The organism is Rhodopirellula sp. P2, from assembly GCF_028768465.1.
Classification (GTDB): Bacteria; Planctomycetota; Planctomycetia; order Pirellulales; family Pirellulaceae; genus Rhodopirellula.
In genome coordinates, this window is sequence record NZ_CP118225.1 from 3,723,976 (window position 1) to 3,742,777 (window position 18,802).

8 protein-coding genes are annotated in these 18,802 nt (G+C 57.3%); all 8 read right to left on the reverse strand.

Annotation, left to right across the window (positions count from 1 at the left end; translation table 11 throughout):
- Positions 1-357: 357 nt before the first annotated feature.
- Complete coding sequence (locus tag PSR62_RS13160) at positions 358-1,860, reverse strand: DUF1501 domain-containing protein (RefSeq protein ID WP_274403467.1); 1,503 nt, start codon at positions 1,858-1,860, stop codon at positions 358-360.
- A gap of 17 nt (positions 1,861-1,877) precedes the next feature.
- Positions 1,878-4,697, reverse strand: coding sequence for a PSD1 and planctomycete cytochrome C domain-containing protein (locus PSR62_RS13165; RefSeq protein ID WP_338020072.1), 2,820 nt, complete (start codon positions 4,695-4,697; stop codon positions 1,878-1,880).
- The gene (locus tag PSR62_RS13170; RefSeq protein WP_274403469.1) at positions 4,679-6,283 is read right to left on the reverse strand and encodes a sulfatase; all 1,605 of its coding nucleotides are present in this window, start codon (positions 6,281-6,283) and stop codon (positions 4,679-4,681) included. The genes PSR62_RS13165 and PSR62_RS13170 overlap by 19 nt, the downstream gene beginning before the upstream one ends.
- Positions 6,284-6,425: 142 nt before the next feature.
- The gene (locus tag PSR62_RS13175; protein WP_274403470.1) at positions 6,426-8,096 is read right to left on the reverse strand and encodes a LamG-like jellyroll fold domain-containing protein; all 1,671 of its coding nucleotides are present in this window, start codon (positions 8,094-8,096) and stop codon (positions 6,426-6,428) included.
- Complete coding sequence (locus tag PSR62_RS13180; RefSeq protein WP_274403471.1) at positions 8,089-8,673, reverse strand: sigma-70 family RNA polymerase sigma factor; 585 nt, start codon at positions 8,671-8,673, stop codon at positions 8,089-8,091. The genes PSR62_RS13175 and PSR62_RS13180 overlap by 8 nt, the downstream gene beginning before the upstream one ends.
- A gap of 108 nt (positions 8,674-8,781) precedes the next feature.
- On the reverse strand, positions 8,782-10,224 hold the full coding sequence (locus tag PSR62_RS13185; protein ID WP_274403472.1) for a sulfatase-like hydrolase/transferase: 1,443 nt from the start codon (positions 10,222-10,224) through the stop codon (positions 8,782-8,784).
- A gap of 229 nt (positions 10,225-10,453) precedes the next feature.
- Entirely contained in the window at positions 10,454-14,743 is a 4,290-nt protein-coding gene (rpoC, locus tag PSR62_RS13190; protein ID WP_274403473.1) for a DNA-directed RNA polymerase subunit beta', read from the reverse strand.
- A 228-nt stretch (positions 14,744-14,971) separates the two neighbouring features.
- The gene (gene rpoB, locus PSR62_RS13195) at positions 14,972-18,694 is read right to left on the reverse strand and encodes a DNA-directed RNA polymerase subunit beta (protein ID WP_274403474.1); all 3,723 of its coding nucleotides are present in this window, start codon (positions 18,692-18,694) and stop codon (positions 14,972-14,974) included.
- Between the last annotated feature and the right edge of the window lie 108 nt (positions 18,695-18,802).

Here is an 18,802-nt window from a genome sequence, read left to right on the forward strand (position 1 = left end):
ATACCAACCTTTTGACAGCCCAGGCTTGCCCTCCCCGGCCCGAAGCGGGCCGACCCTCCCCGAGGGAGGGTGAAGTAAGTGCCAATCGGCGAACGCCCAAACGGCTCACATGATTCTGCCCGATCAGTCATGCCGACCTGCTTAGCAACGCAAGCCTTCACCATCGAATATCGCCATGGTCCTGATCAGGCACGACCGTGAGATGATCGGCGGTGGTGCCTGAACTGGGACCGCGGCTTGCAAGGGTTGGTGGCCAAGCACGCAGGAAGTCACCGTGGTCGACGACCTCGCGGGTGTCGGTTCAAAGCTGGGGCTCGGAAAGGAATCTCAACCCGCGGAGTCGATGGGTGACTGTCATCAGGCCATCACATCGTGAATGACGCTGCCGTGGACGTTGGTCAATCGCCGTTCCAATCCGTTGTGATAGAACGTCAATCGTTCGTGATCCAGTCCCATCAAGTGCAACAAGCTGGCGTTGAAGTCATAGACGGAGGTTGGGTTCACGGCGGCTTTGAAACCGAACTCGTCGCTCTCGCCATAGCTGAAGCCAGGTTTGACACCGGCACCGGTGAGGAAGCAGGTGAAGGCATCCGGATTGTGATCGCGTCCCGTGCCGTTGGATTGCAAGAACGGCATTCGGCCAAACTCCGTCGCCCAAACGACCAACGTGTCTTCAAGCAATCCACGCTGACGCATGTCCGCGATCAGAGCCGCCGTCGGTTGGTCCATGATCTCGGCTTGCATCGCGTGCGTCTTGGCGATATCGGAATGTGAATCCCAATTCGTGATCCCATTGCCACCTGCGGGATCGCTGCCATTGAACAGTTGAACCACTCGCACGCCCTGCTCAATCAGGCGGCGAGCCAGAATGCAGTTCTTGGCGTATTCCCCTCGCACTGGACTGCCACCTTCGACGCCGTAGGCCTTCAGGGTGGCGGCTGTTTCGCCGGAAAGATCCATCACGTCAGGAACGGAGGTCTGCATCTTTCCCGCCAGCTCGTAGCTCGCGATGCGTCCGGCCAAGTTGGCATCGCCGGGGTAGAGTTCCAGATGCTTCGCGTTGAGTCGTTGCAGCAAGTCAACCGTTGCCTGATCCGCATCGGGGGAGAGCCGGCTGGGCCGATGCAAGTTGTTGGGCGGGTTCTTGGCATTGAAGTCGGTGCCCTGGAAGGCAGCCGGCAAGAATCCGTTGCCGAAATTATTCTTGCCACTTCGAGCCAAACCGCGCGGATCGTTGATCGCAACGAAGGCGGGCAGTTCTTGGTTCTCCGTTCCAAGGGCGTAAGTCACCCAGGATCCAAACGACGGGAACCCTTCCATCGTGAACCCCGTGTTCAGAAAGTTTTCGCCCTGTGGGTGGGCACTCGTGTCTGTGTGGAGCGAGTGCAGGAAGCAGAAGTCATCGACCTGTTCCGCCAAATGGGGCAACAAGTCCGAGACCATCTTTCCGGTTTCACCCCGCGGTTTGAAATCCCAAAACGGTTTGGCAATGTTGCCCGTGGGGCCTTCGAAGGTGACCGCCGGGATGCCCGGTGGTTTTTGTCCGTGCAGCTTCGTGAGCGCTGGTTTGTAGTCAAACGTGTCGACATGACTGACCGCACCAGGGCAGAAAATCACCAACACCTGTTTGGCGGGCGCCTCGAAGTGGGCCGGTCGCGGCAAATACGGTTTGTCAGGATCGATCGACGGGCGAATGGGGGTCTTGCCCCCGGCGGTGCCCACGTCCGATGCCAGCAATCCATCGGCTTGCAGCAAGCTTGCCAGGCCAAGCCCAGCGGTGGACAGCCCGGCGGTGCCAAGGAAATTTCGACGATCAAGCAACCGGCGACCGTGAGCGGAAAGGTTCTCTGGATTTGTCATGATGTTTCGGTCCGGTGCTAAGGGAGGAAGGCGAGTTCGTTGGAGTTGATCAGCGCTCGGCACACCAATGCCAATTCGCCATCGCGTGCCATGTTCCGACAAGCGGTTCGCTCGAATTCGGTGGACGAACGACCGAGCAACAGTTCAAAGCAACGGTCAATGGCGAGGTCGAGATCGTCATTCGATTCGAGCAGGGCTCGTTCCGCGATCCGGTCCGATTGCTCGAGCACGAAGTCGCTGTTCATCAAGTTCAATGCCTGCAGTGGCGTGGTCGAAACCGGTCGTTTCGCGCGAACTTGACCGCAATCAGGAAAATCAAAGGCCGTGAAGATCTGGTCATCCACCCGCCGCATTCGTTCTTGATACAGCATCCGCCGCCAAGTCTCTGCGCCGTGGTTGTTGACGACTTCCCACTGTGCGTAAGTCGCTTTTTCGTTGTGGATCCGATAGCTGCGGCCGCCAATTCGCAAATCAATCGAACCGGACGCCAGCAAGATGGAGTCGCGAATGACTTCGGCTTCCATTCGGCGAGGAGGGAATCTCCAAAGCAAAGCGGAGCCCGCGTCCTGTTGGAGTCCCTGTTCGTTTGGAAGGCTCGATTGACGGAACGCATGGGACATCACCAGCATTCGCAGCAACGATTTCACTGACCACGCCGGCGTGTCCCCTTCGGCGGGCGAAACGAATTCGTCGGCCAGCCAGTCCAGCAGTTCGGGATGCGTCGGAGGAGCACCCGCTCGGCCAAAGTCGCTGGTCGTCGGAACGATTCCGGAGCCAAAGACGTGGTGCCAAAGTCGGTTGACCATCACGCGGGCCGTCAGCGGGTTGTCCGGTGAGGTCAGCCACTTGGCGAATTTGCGGCGTCGTTCGGGACCGGACGCTGTTGAGTCGAGACCCAAGTCGCCGTCGAAGATTTCCGGTGCCGCAGGCATCACTTCATCGTGGGGGCTCTCTGGACTGCCACGCAACAACACGCGGGTCTCAACCGGTTCGACGAACCGGCCCACGAAACTCGGTTGGGGGCCCTCTTCGGACAATTGATCGATCAGGCCTTGGATGTTGGCAATCGTTTGCTTCCGATCCGGATTCTTCTTCAGCAGTTTTTCACCGACCGCCCAGGTGCCGGTCCATGGTTGCCACGTTCCGTCCTCCTGCATGATGTCCATGTCGAACTGATACTTCGGGAGATACGGTTTTTTGTTCAGGTAGTCCGTGTCGTAGAAGTATTCGCGGTTGTTGCTCAAACGAAGTCGGTTGATCGTTTGCGGTCCTTGGAAGTTGAATTGAACCCAGGGACGTTCTGCTTGCTTGGCGTCGAGTTTGGTTCGCCACGCCATGGTTCCAAATTCGCCATCGTTGATTCGCTCAATTGGATTGCGGCCGTCGGTGCCCTCCTCGGGGAATCCCGTGACCTGGGTTCCTGCCCTCGCATCAGCGAGGTTGCGGTTCAACCCGTGAGGTCCGAGGACCTCCAGTTCATCCAGTCCCAAGTTGGGCGTCTTGAATCGAATTCGAACGGCCGTGGTGGTCGCGGCGGGGAAGTGAAGTTCACGGTAGGCACCCCAGTCTTCTTCCCAGCCACCTTCGTCGCGAAGCTTTTCGCGTTGCGTTTGAATTTGTTGCCACAGTTCTTGGCCGCGCTTTCGCAACGGGTGCTCTTCTGAGAACTCCGGCTGACGACTTCCAAACTCAACGTCTTGAAAGACGGCTGTCATCGAGTAGTAGTCTTGGATGGTCACCGGATCGAACTTGTGGTTGTGGCAACGAGCGCAGCCCACGGTGACACCCATGACCGACGCCCCCACGGTTTGCATGATCTCATCCATCCGGTCAGCGCGAGCCTGGCGAATCGCAGTGGGTTCACGTCCGACGGTTGCCGCCGGAACGTGTGGTCCAGCGACCAAGTACCCGGTCGCTTCCCCCGCACCCATGGAATCGCCCGCAATCTGTTCCTGGACAAATTGATCGTACGGTTTATCTTCGTTGAACGACCGGACCACATAGTCGCGGTAGACCCAGGCGTTCTTGCGATACAGGTTGGCTTCGGAACCGTTGGTTTCGGACCAGCGAATGACATCGAGCCAGTGTTGAGCCCAGCGTTCACCGAAGTGCGGCGATTGCAGCAAGCGATCGACTGCTTGCTCGTAGGCCAAGTCTCCCTTCGCAGAAAATTCGCGAACGAAGGTTTCGGTTTCTTCTGGCGTGGGTGGCAGTCCTGTCAAAACGATCGCGAGTCGCCGAATCAGCCGACGTGGCTCGGCTGGATCGGAATAGTCGAGCCCCTCTTCAGCCAACCGCGATCGCAAGAAAGCATCGACTGGCTGCAGTGCCTGTGCATTGGCTCGGTCTTTCGTTTCCGAAATCACGGGGATCTCTGGACGCACGACGGGTTGGAAGGCCCAGTGATCGGATTCGAATTTGAGGACCGCGTCCATCTGGCCGGGCCAATCGGCACCCTCCGAGATCCAACGCGAGATCAACTCGATCTCTTCGTCGGCCAGCTGATCGTCGTCCGGTGGCATCGCCGTGGCATCCTCGGCGTGCCGAATCACATCCATCACGTAACTCTTTTCTGGATGTCCGGGCACCAAACCAGGTAGACCCGAGTCGCCACCACGAAGCATGTGAGGTCGTGAATCAAGGCGCAAGCCGGATTCCTGTTCGTCTTCGCCGTGACAGTAGACGCATCGGTCCTCCAGGATCGGAGCGATGTCATTTTCGTAGTCAACCTTTTCGGCGGCACCCACATTGCCCATGCAGGCCGCCAGAATCAACAGGCTCAAGGGAGAAGGGGAACGTTTCGATTGCATTGGTTTTCTCATTTCGCTGCCTCCCATCCGGCACGCCACTGGGCCAAGAGTTGTTGGGTCAATTCAGGTTCTTTGTCAGCAATGTTGATGGTTTCATGTGGATCGCGTGAATGATCGAAGAGTTCAACTGCGATCGGGGTTGCCTCGGGGGCACGATGGTCTTGCCAGACGACCAGACGATATTGATCGGTCCGCATCGTGTAGCCCATCAAATGCTGTTCAAAGAGTTCGCGGTCCCACTTTGATCCCTGTTGCTCGATGATGCGGTTTTCGACTTGTTGAATCAGTGGGCCAAACCAGGTTTCTCGCATGCCTTGCGAGAGAGGGTTGGCTGCCCATTCGCGAAGCGCTGGGTTCGGATACTGGCTGAATGCAGCCTGCTTCCACGCTTGATTGGGATCGTTCATCAGCGGTTGAAAGCTGGTGCCTTCCGTGTGAGCCGGCACCGGGATGCCAGCCAGATCGCAAAGCGTGGGGTAGATGTCGACCAGTTCCACCAAGGCATCCGTTTGGGCACCGCGAGCTTGCATGTCCGGAGCCCAGATCATCAGTGGCACGCGGGTCGCAATTTCATAGTTCGTCGCTTTGCCCCAGACCCCCATGTCGCCCAAGTGCCATCCGTGGTCGCCCCAGACAACAATCACGGTGTTGTCGCGCACGCCGGCCTCTTCCAAGGCGGCAATCAGTTTGCCGATTTGAGCATCGACGTAGCTCACCGAAGCCAGGTAGGCGTGCTTGAGCGTCCGCGAAAGTTCAGGAGACAAGGGGCCCTCCTTGGGAATGCCCGCTCGCGTTCGAAGCTCGAAGGAGGCATGCAGCCCCATCGCGGCGCCGTTCTGGGGGGCGTTGGTTTCTTCGGCCATGGGAATGTCCTTGGCGTCATACAGGTCCCAGTATTTGCTGGGGGCACACCAGTTCAGGTGCGGCAGCTTGTATCCCATCGCCAGGAAGAATGGTTTTTTGTCCTCTTGGACCATCTCTTTCAAAGTCGCGATGGCCATTTGGGTGTTGTAGCCATCGACGTAGTCTGTGTCGGCAACATCGGCTTTTTCATAAGCGGGTCCTGCAGCCAATCCGCGGCGTGCAGCCTCGCCATACTTTGCCAACATGGTTTTCACGTTAACGGACTTCGTTTTCAGGTTTTCTGGCAGAGCGTATCCCCCCTTGGGCTTCTGGATACCAGCGACGCGCTTCACCGATTCACGGTTCCATGACCGTCCGTCATCCGTGTCGCCTTGGTGGAAAATCTTTCCGCAGTAAGCCGCTTCGTAACCGTTCGCGATGAAGTGCTCGGGCAACGTCAGGATGTTGGGTTGCAATTCGCGAAGTGAGACGTAGTTGTGATACAGCCCGGTGGTGTCGGGACGCGCTCCCGTCATCAGGCTCGCTCGCGACGGACGGCAAATCGCTTGTTGACAGTAGGCACGGTTGAACAGCAATCCGTCCGAGGCCAATTGATCCAAGTGAGGCGACTTTGCAATCGGCGATCCATAGCACCCGAGTTCGGGACGCAAGTCATCGATTGCAATGAACAACACGTTGGGTTTCTCGGCTGCCAATCCAACGGATTGCAAGATCAGGCCAAAAGACAGAGTGAGCAACAAACGGATCATGTTTCTCGGTGGGGCGATGGGGAGGAAGGATGGAGGCATTGGTTGGAGAGGGCCGGGAAGGTTGGTGCACGCCGGGTGCATCGGCTCCCAGGTGGTGATTGTTCAGGCACAGGCTGGGAGCCTAGGCCACGGTCTGTTCCGCTCAATAACCAAGCGGTTTGCCAGATTCGTACAACGACTGGATTTCGGATGCCTCCAACGCGGCATCATAAATCGTCAGTTCATCGATTGTTCCGTCCAAGTTGCGGACTGCGAACCAAGGCGTTTCGCGAAACGGTTGGCCCCAGTTTCCAATTTCGGCAGGACCGATTCGCAGTGAGTCCATTTGGAACTTGGGTTGGATGCGTTCGTCGCTGATTCGTTGACCATCGACGTATTGCTGCACTCGCTTGGAGGCTGGGTCATACACAGCGACCAAATGAAACCACTGACCGCTCTTGGAGATGTCCCAAAATGGTTCGGTGAAGTACACATGGTGCAGGCCAGCGTCTTTGACAACGCGTTGATCACGATCGTTGAAGAAACTGACGCTCTGTGAATCATCAACCATCACAGAGAACATCAGCCGTCCGTCATCGCGAATCTGCCAGTGGGGTTCACCGTTCTCGTAGCCATCCCCCATGAACAACGCGTTGTAGCGTTGGTCGAGGTTGTCGATTTTGACCCAGCAAGCGAACGTGAACGCTTGGAAGTCGCCGTCAATCCGAGTGCGAATGCGGGATCCAGGTCGGTTGAAATTCAGACCGCGTGATGCCGGTCCAAAGCGTCCGGCAACCACGTCGACGGGACCGACCAGCAATCCGTCTCGGGTATCGTCGGTGCTGGAACCGTTTCGAAGCGTGCGTTGATTGAGTTCCGAGGTGGCGTAATGTGCGACCAGTCGTTTGTCTGCTTGAAGCGAACGCATCGACTCCAGCCATTCTTCGTAACGTTGCTGCGTTGCCGAAAGATCTCGTTGATACAAATCGGTCGCCGTGATCATGCGGTCGATGTTTTGGCTGGAGGGTGAGCCGTGAAGGATTTCCTTGTCGCCGGTGTGGAGATGCTGCCCGTCCAGTTTGCCGCCTCGCAACATGATTTCCCCGTCGACCACCTCGACGCGAGCGGTGTCAGCGGTGACGTCCATGGTGAATTCCGTGCCCAGGTCAACGACTTCGGACTCCGCTGCCTTCACCAGGAATCCGCGCGCCGCCGGCGGGACCGTCGCTCGCAGGCGACCTTCCAACACGCGGACCGACCAATCGGATTCGATGTCCAAATTCGCGGGGCCTTCCACGATCAAGGTGGCGCCGCAGAAGAAATCGATCTCCGCAATTCCGCTCTCAAATCGAAGCTGACCATTGGGCAAGACATCACCGACTTTTGCCGGCAGAGTGTTCAACGGCCATTGAAGATCGACCGCGCGACGAAGGGTCGCGTGCCCTGCGATCTGTGATTCGATGCCATCCGATTCAAACGCCGCGACTTCAGTGGTGACGGGAGACGACAGGTGTTGCTGGCCCAACCAGTACGCCAGTCCACCGACCATGATCAAAGCGGTCGCGGCAATCATCAGAGAGCGAAACGCGAACACGCTGGGCCAACGGTACAGCGGCAGCGTGATCGGCGGATCCGCTGCCTGAGTTGGGGAGCCGAGATTCGGAGTCGGGGACGCAGCGATCTCATGAAGGGATTCGCTCAGGTGGACCGCCTTCAAATACGCTTGCCGCACTTCTTCACTGCCCTCGAGCAGGTTTTGCAGTTGGTCGAAGTCCTCGGGCGAGATCGTTTGGTCGATCGCTTGGTAGATCAGTTTTTGAATCGCGTCATCCATGGCGAAGTCCCTGTTGCAGTTGTTTTTCGACGCATTGCTGGAGCGACGCACGCAAGACATTGAGTTGGTAATAGAGGCGTCGAGCTTTCTGGCCGGTTTGCTTTGCAATGGATGAGACCGATTGGCCGGGTGAGTGAACGCTCAAGACCAATTGCCGCTGGGATTCACCCAGCTTTGCCAAGCAGCCTTCCATCGCACGTCGTTCCTCTTCGAGTCGATCCAATTGTGGAAGGGCGGATGCTGCCAGGACTTCCATCACCGAGTCGCGAAACACCAATCGGTCGCGGCCCTGATCCCGTTGCCAACTGAGAGTTTTGTAGCGGGCGATCACGCATGCCCAGCGAGCGAACTCGTCTGCTTGCCCTGAGTTCTGCGTTGCAAAGTCGTCAAACTTTCGCCAGCATTCGAGCGCCGTTTCTTGCACGACGTCTTCCACCCCGTCACGGCTTGGCAGCAGTGAGCGTACGAACCGACGAATCGACAAATCATGCCGAGTCAGCAAAGCAACAAACTCGTTGTATCGTTGCTCTCGTTCGTTCGAATCGACGATGTTGCTAGGCCGGTCGCTCGCCGCCATACCATGTTCCTCCAATAGGTCATTCCACACGGGAGCGGATTTACAAAGATTTTGATTCAAAACCGTGCGAGGTTTTCGGCAGCCGGAGAAAACACGGCTGTTCCCAGCCTATTGCAGGGTTTTCGCAGGTGGCATGTCGGTTTGCATCGATTCCCAAACGGCCAGCAATTCCTGCAGCCGATCAGGATGGGAGGCGGACAAATCCTCGGATTCGCTGAGATCGGATTCCAGGTCAAACAATTCGATGGGTTGGTCTTTCCGGGCCTGCACGAATTTCCATTTGCCTTGGCGAAGCGCCCGAGCACCTCGTGGCATCCGCCACCACAGGGGCCGGGCGGAGGGGGGTGTGTCGCGCCCGATCCATGGCAAGACATTGATGCCGTCCAGGTTGTTTGGGGGGGAATCATTCAAGGCCATCGGCAGGAACGTGGCAGCGATGTCGAGACTCAGCACCGGCGTCTGTTCTTCCGCGTCGGCCGGGATCACACCCGGCATGCTCCACACCATTGGGATCCGCACACCGCCTTCGTACAGGCTGCCTTTGCCGCCTCGAAGAGGGGCGTTGCTGCTGGTCAATTCCGCGGTCGGCCCACCGTTGTCGCTGAAGAAAATCACCAGGGTATCCTGGCGAAGGTGGTGGTGATCGAGTGTCTCCAGGATTCGCCCAACACCGCGATCCAAGGCAATCAACATGCCTGCGAAAATACGTCGCTGGGGATCTTGGATGTGTCGCGCTGACTCATGGTCTTCGAGTGTGGCCTGCATCGGAGAGTGCACGGCGTTGTAAGAGACCACGGTTGCAAAAGGGGACGAGGCGGATTGAGAGATGGTTTCGACCGCTTGTTCGGTGATCGTGTCGGTCAGGTACTTCCACTCGTCGAGCGGTTGGGAGTCTTGGAGGACTGGGTTGTTGGCATCGTAGGCGGGTTCATTGATTCGCGCGTAGTTGCCCCGGATGGTGTTGCCGTTGGTTTGAAACTGTCCTGCGGCAAGCGACCTGTCGCGAAGCATGGTCCAGACATTTTCAAAGGGAGGCCCAGGCACGTAGAAATGACCTTCGTGCAGGAAGCCGAAGAAGCGATCAAAACCTTTGGCCGTTGGGAGTTGTGGGGGACGAGTGCCAAGGTGCCACTTGCCGATCAGCGAGGTTTGATAGCCCGCTGCCTGGAGGTGCTGGACAAAGGTGGATTGTTCAGGAGGCAAACCCGCGTTGGGATGATGATTGCGTTCACCGGTCGGATTGAGGTCGTAGCCAAAACGCGATTGATAGCGTCCTGAGAGGAACCCGGCACGCGACGGACTGCAGTACGACGACGTCACGTAGCCGCTGGTGCAACGCACTCCGGATCGCGCCAATGCGTCGATCGCAGGCGTGGGGATTTCTGCATTGCCCATCATTCCGGTTTCGCCATAGCCCAGATCGTCAGCGATGATCACGACCAGGTTGGGTGGAGAGGCCTTCGCAGGGTTTTGCATCCACGACAAGAAGCTTGCCAGAATCACACCGGCTGCAACTCGACCGACAATGGAGTTTGGGGGCAACGGTAGCATGATTAGGCTGGGTCAGAGGGCTGGGTGGGGGAGTTTTAGTTTATCAGGGCCACAGGACCACAGGGCCACAGGACCACAGCGACCACAGCGACCACAGCGACCACAGCGACTCAGGACTCAGGACTCAGGACTCAGGACTCAGGACTCAGGACTCAGGACTGTCGGCGCATGAAAAAACCGGGCGTCTGGGGGACGCCCGGTTCGTGTGTTTAGCGATTCGAAGCTGCGATCACTCGCCTTCGTTGGTGCTCGACGTGGTCGAGGCTGTTTCGCCGTCGCCGCCCAGCAATGGGAACGATTCTTCGAGTGCCGAGACAGGAGCCTGGGACAGTTCTTCGAGTGCTTCGCGGCGGTAGTTGACTTCCGACTCTTGGAAGATTCGGAAACCTGTACCGGCGGGAATCAAGTGTCCCAGGATAACGTTCTCTTTCAGACCGACCAACTTGTCGACCTTGCCCGCCAAGGCGGCTTCGGTGAGCACCTTGGTGGTTTCTTGGAACGAGGCTGCTGAGATGAACGAGTTCGACTGCACAGCCGCCTTGGTGATCCCCAGCAACTGGGTGCTGGCCGTTGCACTCTTGCAACGTTTGCCCTTGGCAGGGGTGCCGCCCATCGCTTCGACTTCCGCGTTGGTTTGCTCGAACGCTTCCTTGGGCACGATCGTGCCTTCGGTGTAGTCCGTGTCACCCGGGTTGGCGATCTTGATGCACTTCTGCAAGTCTTGGTTGGCTTTGCGGAAGTGGAATCGGTCCATCACGCTACCTGGCAACAGGTTGGTGTCACCGGCGTTCTCGATCTTCACCTTGCGAAGCATGCGAGCGATGATGATTTCGCCGTGCTTGTCGTTGATTTCCACACGCTGGCTGCGATAGACCTGTTGGATTTCGTGCAGCAGGTATTGCTGAACGGCTTCTTCCCCGGTCACACGCAAGATGTCGTGAGGAACCAACGCTCCGTCGACCAGTGCTTGACCGGCCTTCACGATGTCGCCGGTGTGCACCAAGAAGTGCTTGCCGTGAGGCACCAAGTGCTCCCGTTCGATCCCTGATTCGCTGCGGACGATGATCGTTCGCTTGCCCCGTTTGCGTTCGCTGAGGATTTCGACTTCACCGTCGACTTCCGCGATCACAGCCGGATCCTTTGGCTTGCGAGCTTCGAAGATCTCGGTCACACGAGGCAGACCACCGGTGATGTCCGAGACGCCGCCCGTTTCACGAGGCATTTCGGCCAGGACCTTCCCGGGAATGACATCGTCGCCTTGGTTGACTGAGATCGTGGCCCGTTCGGGCAAGTACTGAGCGTGAAGCGGGCGACCGGATTCATCTTCGATGACCAACTGAGGGTGCAAGTCACCCTTGTGATCGATGATGGTCATCCGGGTGTTCCCGCTGGCTTCGCGATCCAGTCGCATCGTTTCGCCTTCGACCACGTCTTCGAAGCGAATCTTACCGGTCACTTCCGACAAAATCGGAATCGAGTACGGGTTCCATTCGCAGAGGACTTGGCCGGCGGTGACATGGTCGCCTTCTTTGACCATCAGCATGGCACCGGTTGGGATGTCATACGATTCGACTTCTCGGCCACGATCGTCGACCAGCATGATCTGGCCGTTCCGCGTCAGGACGATGTCGCGACCTTCCGCGTTCGTCACCGCTTTCATTCGTGTCAGGCGAACTTCACCATCACGAGCGGTCTTGATGTCCGACTCTTCGACCTGCTTGCTCACCGAACCACCGATGTGGAACGTCCGCATGGTCAGCTGTGTACCGGGTTCACCGATCGACTGAGCAGCGATGATCCCGACGGCCATGCCTTCTTCGACCATCGATCCGGTCGACATGTCCATGCCGTAGCAGCAGCGGCAAACACCCAGTGGTGCGTCACAAGACATCGGCGTGCGGACCTGGATCTTTTCCAGTCCCATCGCCTCGATGTTGCGAGCGATTTCGGGAGTGATCATTTGATCGGCTTCCACGATCACTTCATCGGTGACCGGGTTGACGATCGATTTCAGGCTGACACGACCGTTGATCGATTCTCCAAGCGAAACCTCGACCTTTTCACCACGGTAGACCACACCCTTGGTGATCCCTTGAGTGGTGCCGCAATCGTGCATTGTCACGACCACGTTTTGGGCCACGTCGGCGAGTTTCCGGGTGAGGTAACCGGAGTCAGCTGTTTTCAACGCCGTGTCGGCCAGACCCTTGCGGGCACCGTGCGTGGACGAGAAGTACTCGAGCACGGACAAGCCTTCACGGAAGTTTGCCTTGATGGGCGTTTCGATGATTTCACCGGTTGGCTTGGCCATCAGACCACGCATACCAGCGAGCTGACGAATTTGCTCAATACCACCCCGTGCACCCGAGTGCGACATCAAGAACACAGGGTTGATGTACCAACCGCCGGGGCGAATGTCGTTTTCCATCGCCGACATCATGTCGGCCGTGATGGCTTCGCGAGCGTGGGTCCAAGCATCCAGAACCTGGTTGTAGCGTTCTTTGCCGGTCATCAAACCGCGGTCATAAGCCTTCTTGTGCTTCATGACCTCTTTTTCAGCTTCTTTGATGAACTGCAATTTGGTGTCTGGGGTCACCAAGTCATCGGTCGCGAACGACAGACCACTGCGGGTGGATTCCCGGAAACCGGTTTGCATCATGTCATCGAGCAAGTGAATCGTGGCTTTCCGCCCGAGACGCTGGTAGCAGTCACTGATCGACTTGGCCAAGTCGCTGCTACGCATGGCACGGTTGTAGAAATCCATCCCCACGGGCAGCATTTCGTTGAAGCGAACGCGACCTGGAGTGGTGTCGATGACGGCGCCGTATTCGCCGGTTTCGTCATCGGTCTTCAGTTTTTGGTACTTCGGCAGACGCAATTTGATTCGCGTGTGCAACTTCACGACGCCTTGAGCCAACGCGTAGTCGACTTCTTCGTAGGTGCTGAACGTCATGCCCTCGCCCTTTTGATCGGGCATCTCGACGGTCATGAAGTAGCAACCCATGACGATGTCCTGCGAAGGACTCATGATGGGCTTCCCGTTCGAAGGTGCGAACACGTTGTTGGTGCTCATCATCAACGTGTGGGCTTCGACTTGCGCTTCGATTGAAAGCGGCAAGTGAACGGCCATCTGGTCACCGTCGAAGTCAGCGTTGAAGCCTTTGCAAACCAACGGGTGCAAGTGGATGGCGTTGCCTTCCACCAGGGTTGGTTCGAAGGCTTGAATCCCCATCCGGTGCAACGTGGGTGCTCGGTTGAGCAACACAGGGTGGTTCGTGATGACTTGCTCGAGGATATCCCAAACCTCTTCGTCTTTTCGTTCGAGCATCTTCTTGGCTGACTTGATCGTGTCAGCGTGGCCGAGCTCTTTCAAACGACGAATGATGAACGGTTGGTACAGTTCGAGCGCGATCTTCTTGGGCAAGCCGCATTGGTGCAGCTTCAAGCGAGGACCGACCACGATGACCGAGCGAGCGGAGTAATCGACTCGTTTGCCCAGCAGGTTTTCACGGAAACGACCTTGTTTCCCCTTGATCATGTCGGTCAAGGATTTCAGCGGACGGTTGGACGACCCGAGGACGGGACGCTTGCAACGGTTGTTGTCAAACAACGCATCGACCGATTGCTGCAGCATTCGCTTTTCGTTGCGAATGATGACTTCGGGAGCGTTCAGATCGACCAGTTTCCGCAACCGGTTGTTGCGGTTGATGATCCGGCGATACAGGTCATTGAGGTCCGACGTTGCAAAGTTACCGCTGTCCAGCAGCACCAACGGACGCAAGTCGGGAGGAATGACGGGGATGACGTCGAGAACCATCCACTCGGGGCGGTTGTCGCTGTCACGGATCGACTCCACGATCTTTAGGCGGTTGATCAGGTCCTTCTTCTTTTGCTTGCTGCCGGTTTCCGCCAAATCAACCCGCAGTTGATCGGACAGCGTGACCAGGTCCAGCTTGTTCAGCAGGTCGCGAACCGCTTCGGCGCCCATGTCGGCTTGGAAGCTGCCGGTGCCGTACTGTTGGCGGGCGGCACGGTATTCTTCTTCGGTCAGGAGTTGCAGGATTTCCAGGTCGGTGTCCTTGGGATCCGTGACCACGTAATCCTGGAAGTAGATGACCTTTTCCAGCGAGCTGGTTTTCATCGCGAGCAGGTTGCCCAATCGCGACGGCATGGCTTTGAAGAACCAAATGTGAACGACGGGAGCGGCCAGTTCGATGTGCCCCATGCGTTTCCGACGCACGCGGCTGTGAGTGACCTTCACGCCGCAACGGTCGCAGATCATCCCCTTGTACTTCATCCCACGGTATTTGCCGCAGGCACATTCCCAGTCCTTTTCAGGGCCAAAGATGCGTTCGCAGAACAGACCGTCTTTTTCGGGACGGTAGGTTCGGTAGTTGATCGTTTCGGGTTTTTTAACCTCACCGAACGACCAGGCCTTGATGTCTTGTGGTCGCGCCAACGAGATACGGACGGAGGCGTAATCGTTGATGCGATCGTAGTTGCTGGTTTCGCCAATGGACATTCTGAGAAGCTCCTAGCTATTAGCAGTTCGCTGCTAGCTCTTTTGCTGGTGCAATGGATGTTGGGAAGAAGGTCGGAAGACGGGGGTGAGTCATTCTTCTGACGCTTGAGTTCGAAAACCGGGCGAGTTCGAGAGACGGCAGTGTCTCGGGTTCGCCCGTTCAGGCCAGCGTGATGCTGGCCCGAACAACCAAAGCCACTGGCTCAAGGCCAGTGGCAAATGGCTTCCTTAGATCGGTCGTTTCTCGAGTTGCATGTTCAGGGCCAAGCCGCGGATTTCGTTGGTCAACACGTCGAAGCTGGCAGGTGTGCCGGCCTCCAGGGTGTTTTCTCCCTTGACCATCGATTCGTAGATCTTGGTTCGACCTTCCACATCGTCGGATTTCACCGTCAGCAGTTCTTGCAGGATGTAAGCGGCACCGTATGCCTCCAACGCCCAAACTTCCATCTCGCCGAAGCGTTGGCCGCCGAAGCGAGCCTTGCCACCGAGTGGTTGCTGCGTGATCAACGAGTAAGGTCCGGTGCTGCGGGCGTGGACTTTGTCGTCGACCAAGTGGTGAAGCTTCAACATGTAGATGTAGCCAACCGTGGTTTCTTGCTCCATCGGCTCACCCGTTCGACCGTCGGTCAAGCGAATCTTTCCGTGAGCAGGCAAACCAGCTTCGGCCAAGCAGTCGTTGATTTCCGATTCGCTGGCACCGTCAAAGATCGGTGTGAGTGCTTGGAAGCCAAGCTTGGCTCCCGCCCAACCCAAGTGCGTTTCCAAAATCTGACCCACGTTCATCCGACTGGGAACTCCCAGCGGGTTGAGCATGATCTGAATCGGTGTTCCATCTGGCAAGAACGGCATGTCTTCGATCGGAAGGATCTTAGCGATCACACCCTTGTTACCGTGACGACCGGCCATCTTGTCACCGACGCTGATTGTGCGTTTGGTCGCGATGTAAATCTTGACCATTTGCAGCACGCCCGAGCGAAGTTCATCGCCTCGTTTCATGCTGTTCAACCTGCGATCGCGTTCGTCGATGGCTTGTTCGACGTTCTGCCACTGAGTTTGGTGAACCTTCTCAGCTGCCTTGCGTTTTTCTTCGTCTTCGATTTGTTCGAGGACGAGTTCCAAGCGGAAGCTGGTGGCTCGCTCGGCAACGAACTTCGGATCTTGTCCGTCGGCCAAGGGGGTGCCAGTGGAGTCCTTCAGTTTGGTTTCGGCGGCTTCTTCCAGGTCGCGAATCAACGACTCAAACGTGCTGGCAATTTCTTCGTTGCCTTCCGTTTCGTGTTGTTTCAGTTCCCGTTCGAATTCCTTCCGCTCGTCTTCGCCAAGGCTCATCCGGCGGCTGAATTTGTGCGTGTCGATCACGATGCCTTCGATGCCCGATGGCACTTCCAGCGAATCGTTCTTCACGTCTTCTCCAGCACGGCCGAAGATGGCGTGCAGCAGTTTTTCTTCGGGCGTCAGCTCGGTCTTGCTCTTCGGTGAAACCTTGCCAACCAAAATGTCGCCAGGCTTCACGTAGGTGCCGACCTGGACGATTCCAGTGTCATCCAAGTTCCGCAGAGCTTTTTCGGAGACGTTCGGGATGTCTCGCGTGAATTCTTCGCGACCCAGTTTGGTCTCGCGAATTTCAACGTCGAAATCTTCGATGTGGATCGAGGTGTACGTGTCGTTTCGCACCAGCTCTTCGCTGATGATGATCGCATCCTCGTAATTGAATCCGTCGAACGACATGAAGCCGACCAGGACGTTTCGTCCGAGTGCCAATTCGCCCTTTTGAGTGGCGGCACCGTCAGCGATGATCTGGCCCTTTTCGACCTTGTCACCCACCATGACGAGTGGTTTTTGGTTTTGGCAGGTTCGTTCGTTGAGCCCTTGGTACTTCTTCATCGCGTAGTGATCGCTGCCGATTTCGATGCGGGTGGCATCGCAGTAGGTCACTTTGCCGGCGCGTCGAGCACGCACGACCATCGCGCTGTTCTTAGCGACTTCACGCTCCATTCCGGTCCCGACAATCGGTGGTTCGGTGACCAGCAATGGGACGGCTTGCCGCTGCATGTTGGATCCCATCAAAGCACGGTTGGCATCATCGTGCTCGAGGAACGGAATCAAACCAGCCGAGACACCCACCATTTGAGCGGGAGCCACGTCCATGAAGGAAACCTGTTCTGGCATCACGATCTCAAAGTCGCTACGGAAGCGAGCGATCATGTTGGGGCCAGGAACCAAGGCACCGTCTTTGACTTCGGTGTCGGCAGGTGCAACGTACGATTCGCCTTCTTCGTCCGCACGCAGCCAAACGACTTCGTCGCTGACTTTGCCTTCGACCACTTTGCGGTACGGCGTGCAAAGGAATCCGTAATCGTCGACACCAGCGTAGATGGCCAGCGAGCTGATCAGACCGATGTTCGTGCCTTCGGGAGTCTCAATCGGACAGATTCGTCCGTAGTGAGAAATGTGCACGTCACGGACTTCAAAGCCTGCCCGTTTGCGGTTCAGACCGCCTGGGCCGAGAGCTGACAAGCGGCGTTCGTGTGCCAGTTGCGACAGGGGGTTCGTCTGGTCAACGACCTGAGACAGTTCGCCACGACCGAAGAAGAAATCGATCGCTGCGGAAACACTCTTGGGGTTGATCAACGAACGCGGTGTCATGTCTTGAGCGTCTTTGACACTCATGCGTTCTTGGACCGTGCGGCGCAGTTTCAAGAAACCCTTGCGGAGTTCTTCGCTGGCCAGTTCGTCGATCGTACGCAGGCGTCGGTTGCCCAGGTGGTCAATGTCATCGATCTCGGCACCGCTGTCCGCATCGAACAAGTCGATCAGGTAGCGGATCGCGGCGATCATGTCGTCCGGACGCAACGTCATCACCGTCTCTTCGACGCCCAGATCGAGTTTGCGATTGAGGCGGAAGCGACCGACTTTGCCCAACCGATAACGATTGTCGTCGTAGAACTTTTCTTGGAACAGCGTGCGTGCTTTTTCCAATTGAGGCGGGTTGCCTGGACGCAAACGTTGGTAGATCCGCAGCAACGCTTCTTCGTGGCTGGCGGTGTTGTCGTCGGCCAGGGTGTTGAAGATCAACGGAACCTTGGGCAGGTCCATGGCTTCGACGGAGGTCACGCCAGCGTTGCAGATCGTTTCCGACAATTCGGTGGTGATCTTGTAGCCGGCTTCCACGATGATTTCGCCCGCACGCTCGTGGCCGCTGGGGTAAACCACGTCGTCGACGGCGATCTTGTTTTCGATCTTGGTCGAGTCCTTGCCACCGTTCACCTTGATGGTGCCGGTTTCGTAGAACGCCGACAGCAGATCCGCATCGGTGCTGTACTTGGGATCCATCGCACGCAGCAACATGGTGGCGGCAAACTTGCCGCTTTGGTCAATGCGGACCGTCAGCGCGTCTTTCTTGGTGACGTTGACTTCGATCCAAGAACCGCGTTCGGGGATCACGCGGCACGATGGCAATTTGCGATCGGTCGTGGTGTCCTGTTCCAGAACGAAGTCGACACCGGGGCTGCGGTGCAGCTGCGAAACGACGACACGCTCGGCACCGTTGATGATGAACTCACCACCGCCCAGCATGATCGGCAGGTCGCCCAGGTAGACTTCCTCTTCGATCGGTTCTTCGCGGTTCAGACGCAACCAAATTCGCAGCGGCCGACCGTAGGTCAAACGCAGCTGACGGCATTCCTGAATCGTGTAACGAGGTTTCCCCAGCTCGTAATACAGGTACTCCAGCGTCGTGTTCCCGTCGTAACTGGCGATCGGGAAGATTTCCCTCAAGACGGACTCCAGCCCGTGATCTTTGCGAGCGTTGCTGGCCGCATCTTCTTGCAGGAATGCCGCGTAGGACACTGTTTGCAAAGCGGTCAGGTCGGGCAAATCGAACTGGCCCAAGCCGGTGCCGAATTTGCGAATCGAGGTGGGTTCGAGGCGACGCTGAGTCGTAGTTGCCATCGTGAGTGGGAGCTCCTTCGCGGGGAAGAACAAAAGCACCAACACAGCCCGGAATCCGCCCACACATTGTTTGGAGCTTGATTCTTCGAAACTGCATCGATGAGATGA

Coding starts and splice junctions, on each gene's coding strand:
- PSR62_RS13170 (WP_274403469.1), bottom strand. CDS start 6,283: ATGATCCGTTTGTTGCTCACTCTGTCTTTTGGCCTGATCTTGCAATCC.
- PSR62_RS13175 (WP_274403470.1), bottom strand. CDS start 8,096: ATGGATGACGCGATTCAAAAACTGATCTACCAAGCGATCGACCAAACG.
- rpoB (WP_274403474.1), bottom strand. CDS start 18,694: ATGGCAACTACGACTCAGCGTCGCCTCGAACCCACCTCGATTCGCAAA.
- PSR62_RS13160 (WP_274403467.1), bottom strand. CDS start 1,860: ATGACAAATCCAGAGAACCTTTCCGCTCACGGTCGCCGGTTGCTTGAT.
- PSR62_RS13180 (WP_274403471.1), bottom strand. CDS start 8,673: ATGGCGGCGAGCGACCGGCCTAGCAACATCGTCGATTCGAACGAACGA.
- PSR62_RS13185 (WP_274403472.1), bottom strand. CDS start 10,224: ATGCTACCGTTGCCCCCAAACTCCATTGTCGGTCGAGTTGCAGCCGGT.
- PSR62_RS13165 (WP_338020072.1), bottom strand. CDS start 4,697: ATGGGAGGCAGCGAAATGAGAAAACCAATGCAATCGAAACGTTCCCCT.
- rpoC (WP_274403473.1), bottom strand. CDS start 14,743: ATGTCCATTGGCGAAACCAGCAACTACGATCGCATCAACGATTACGCC.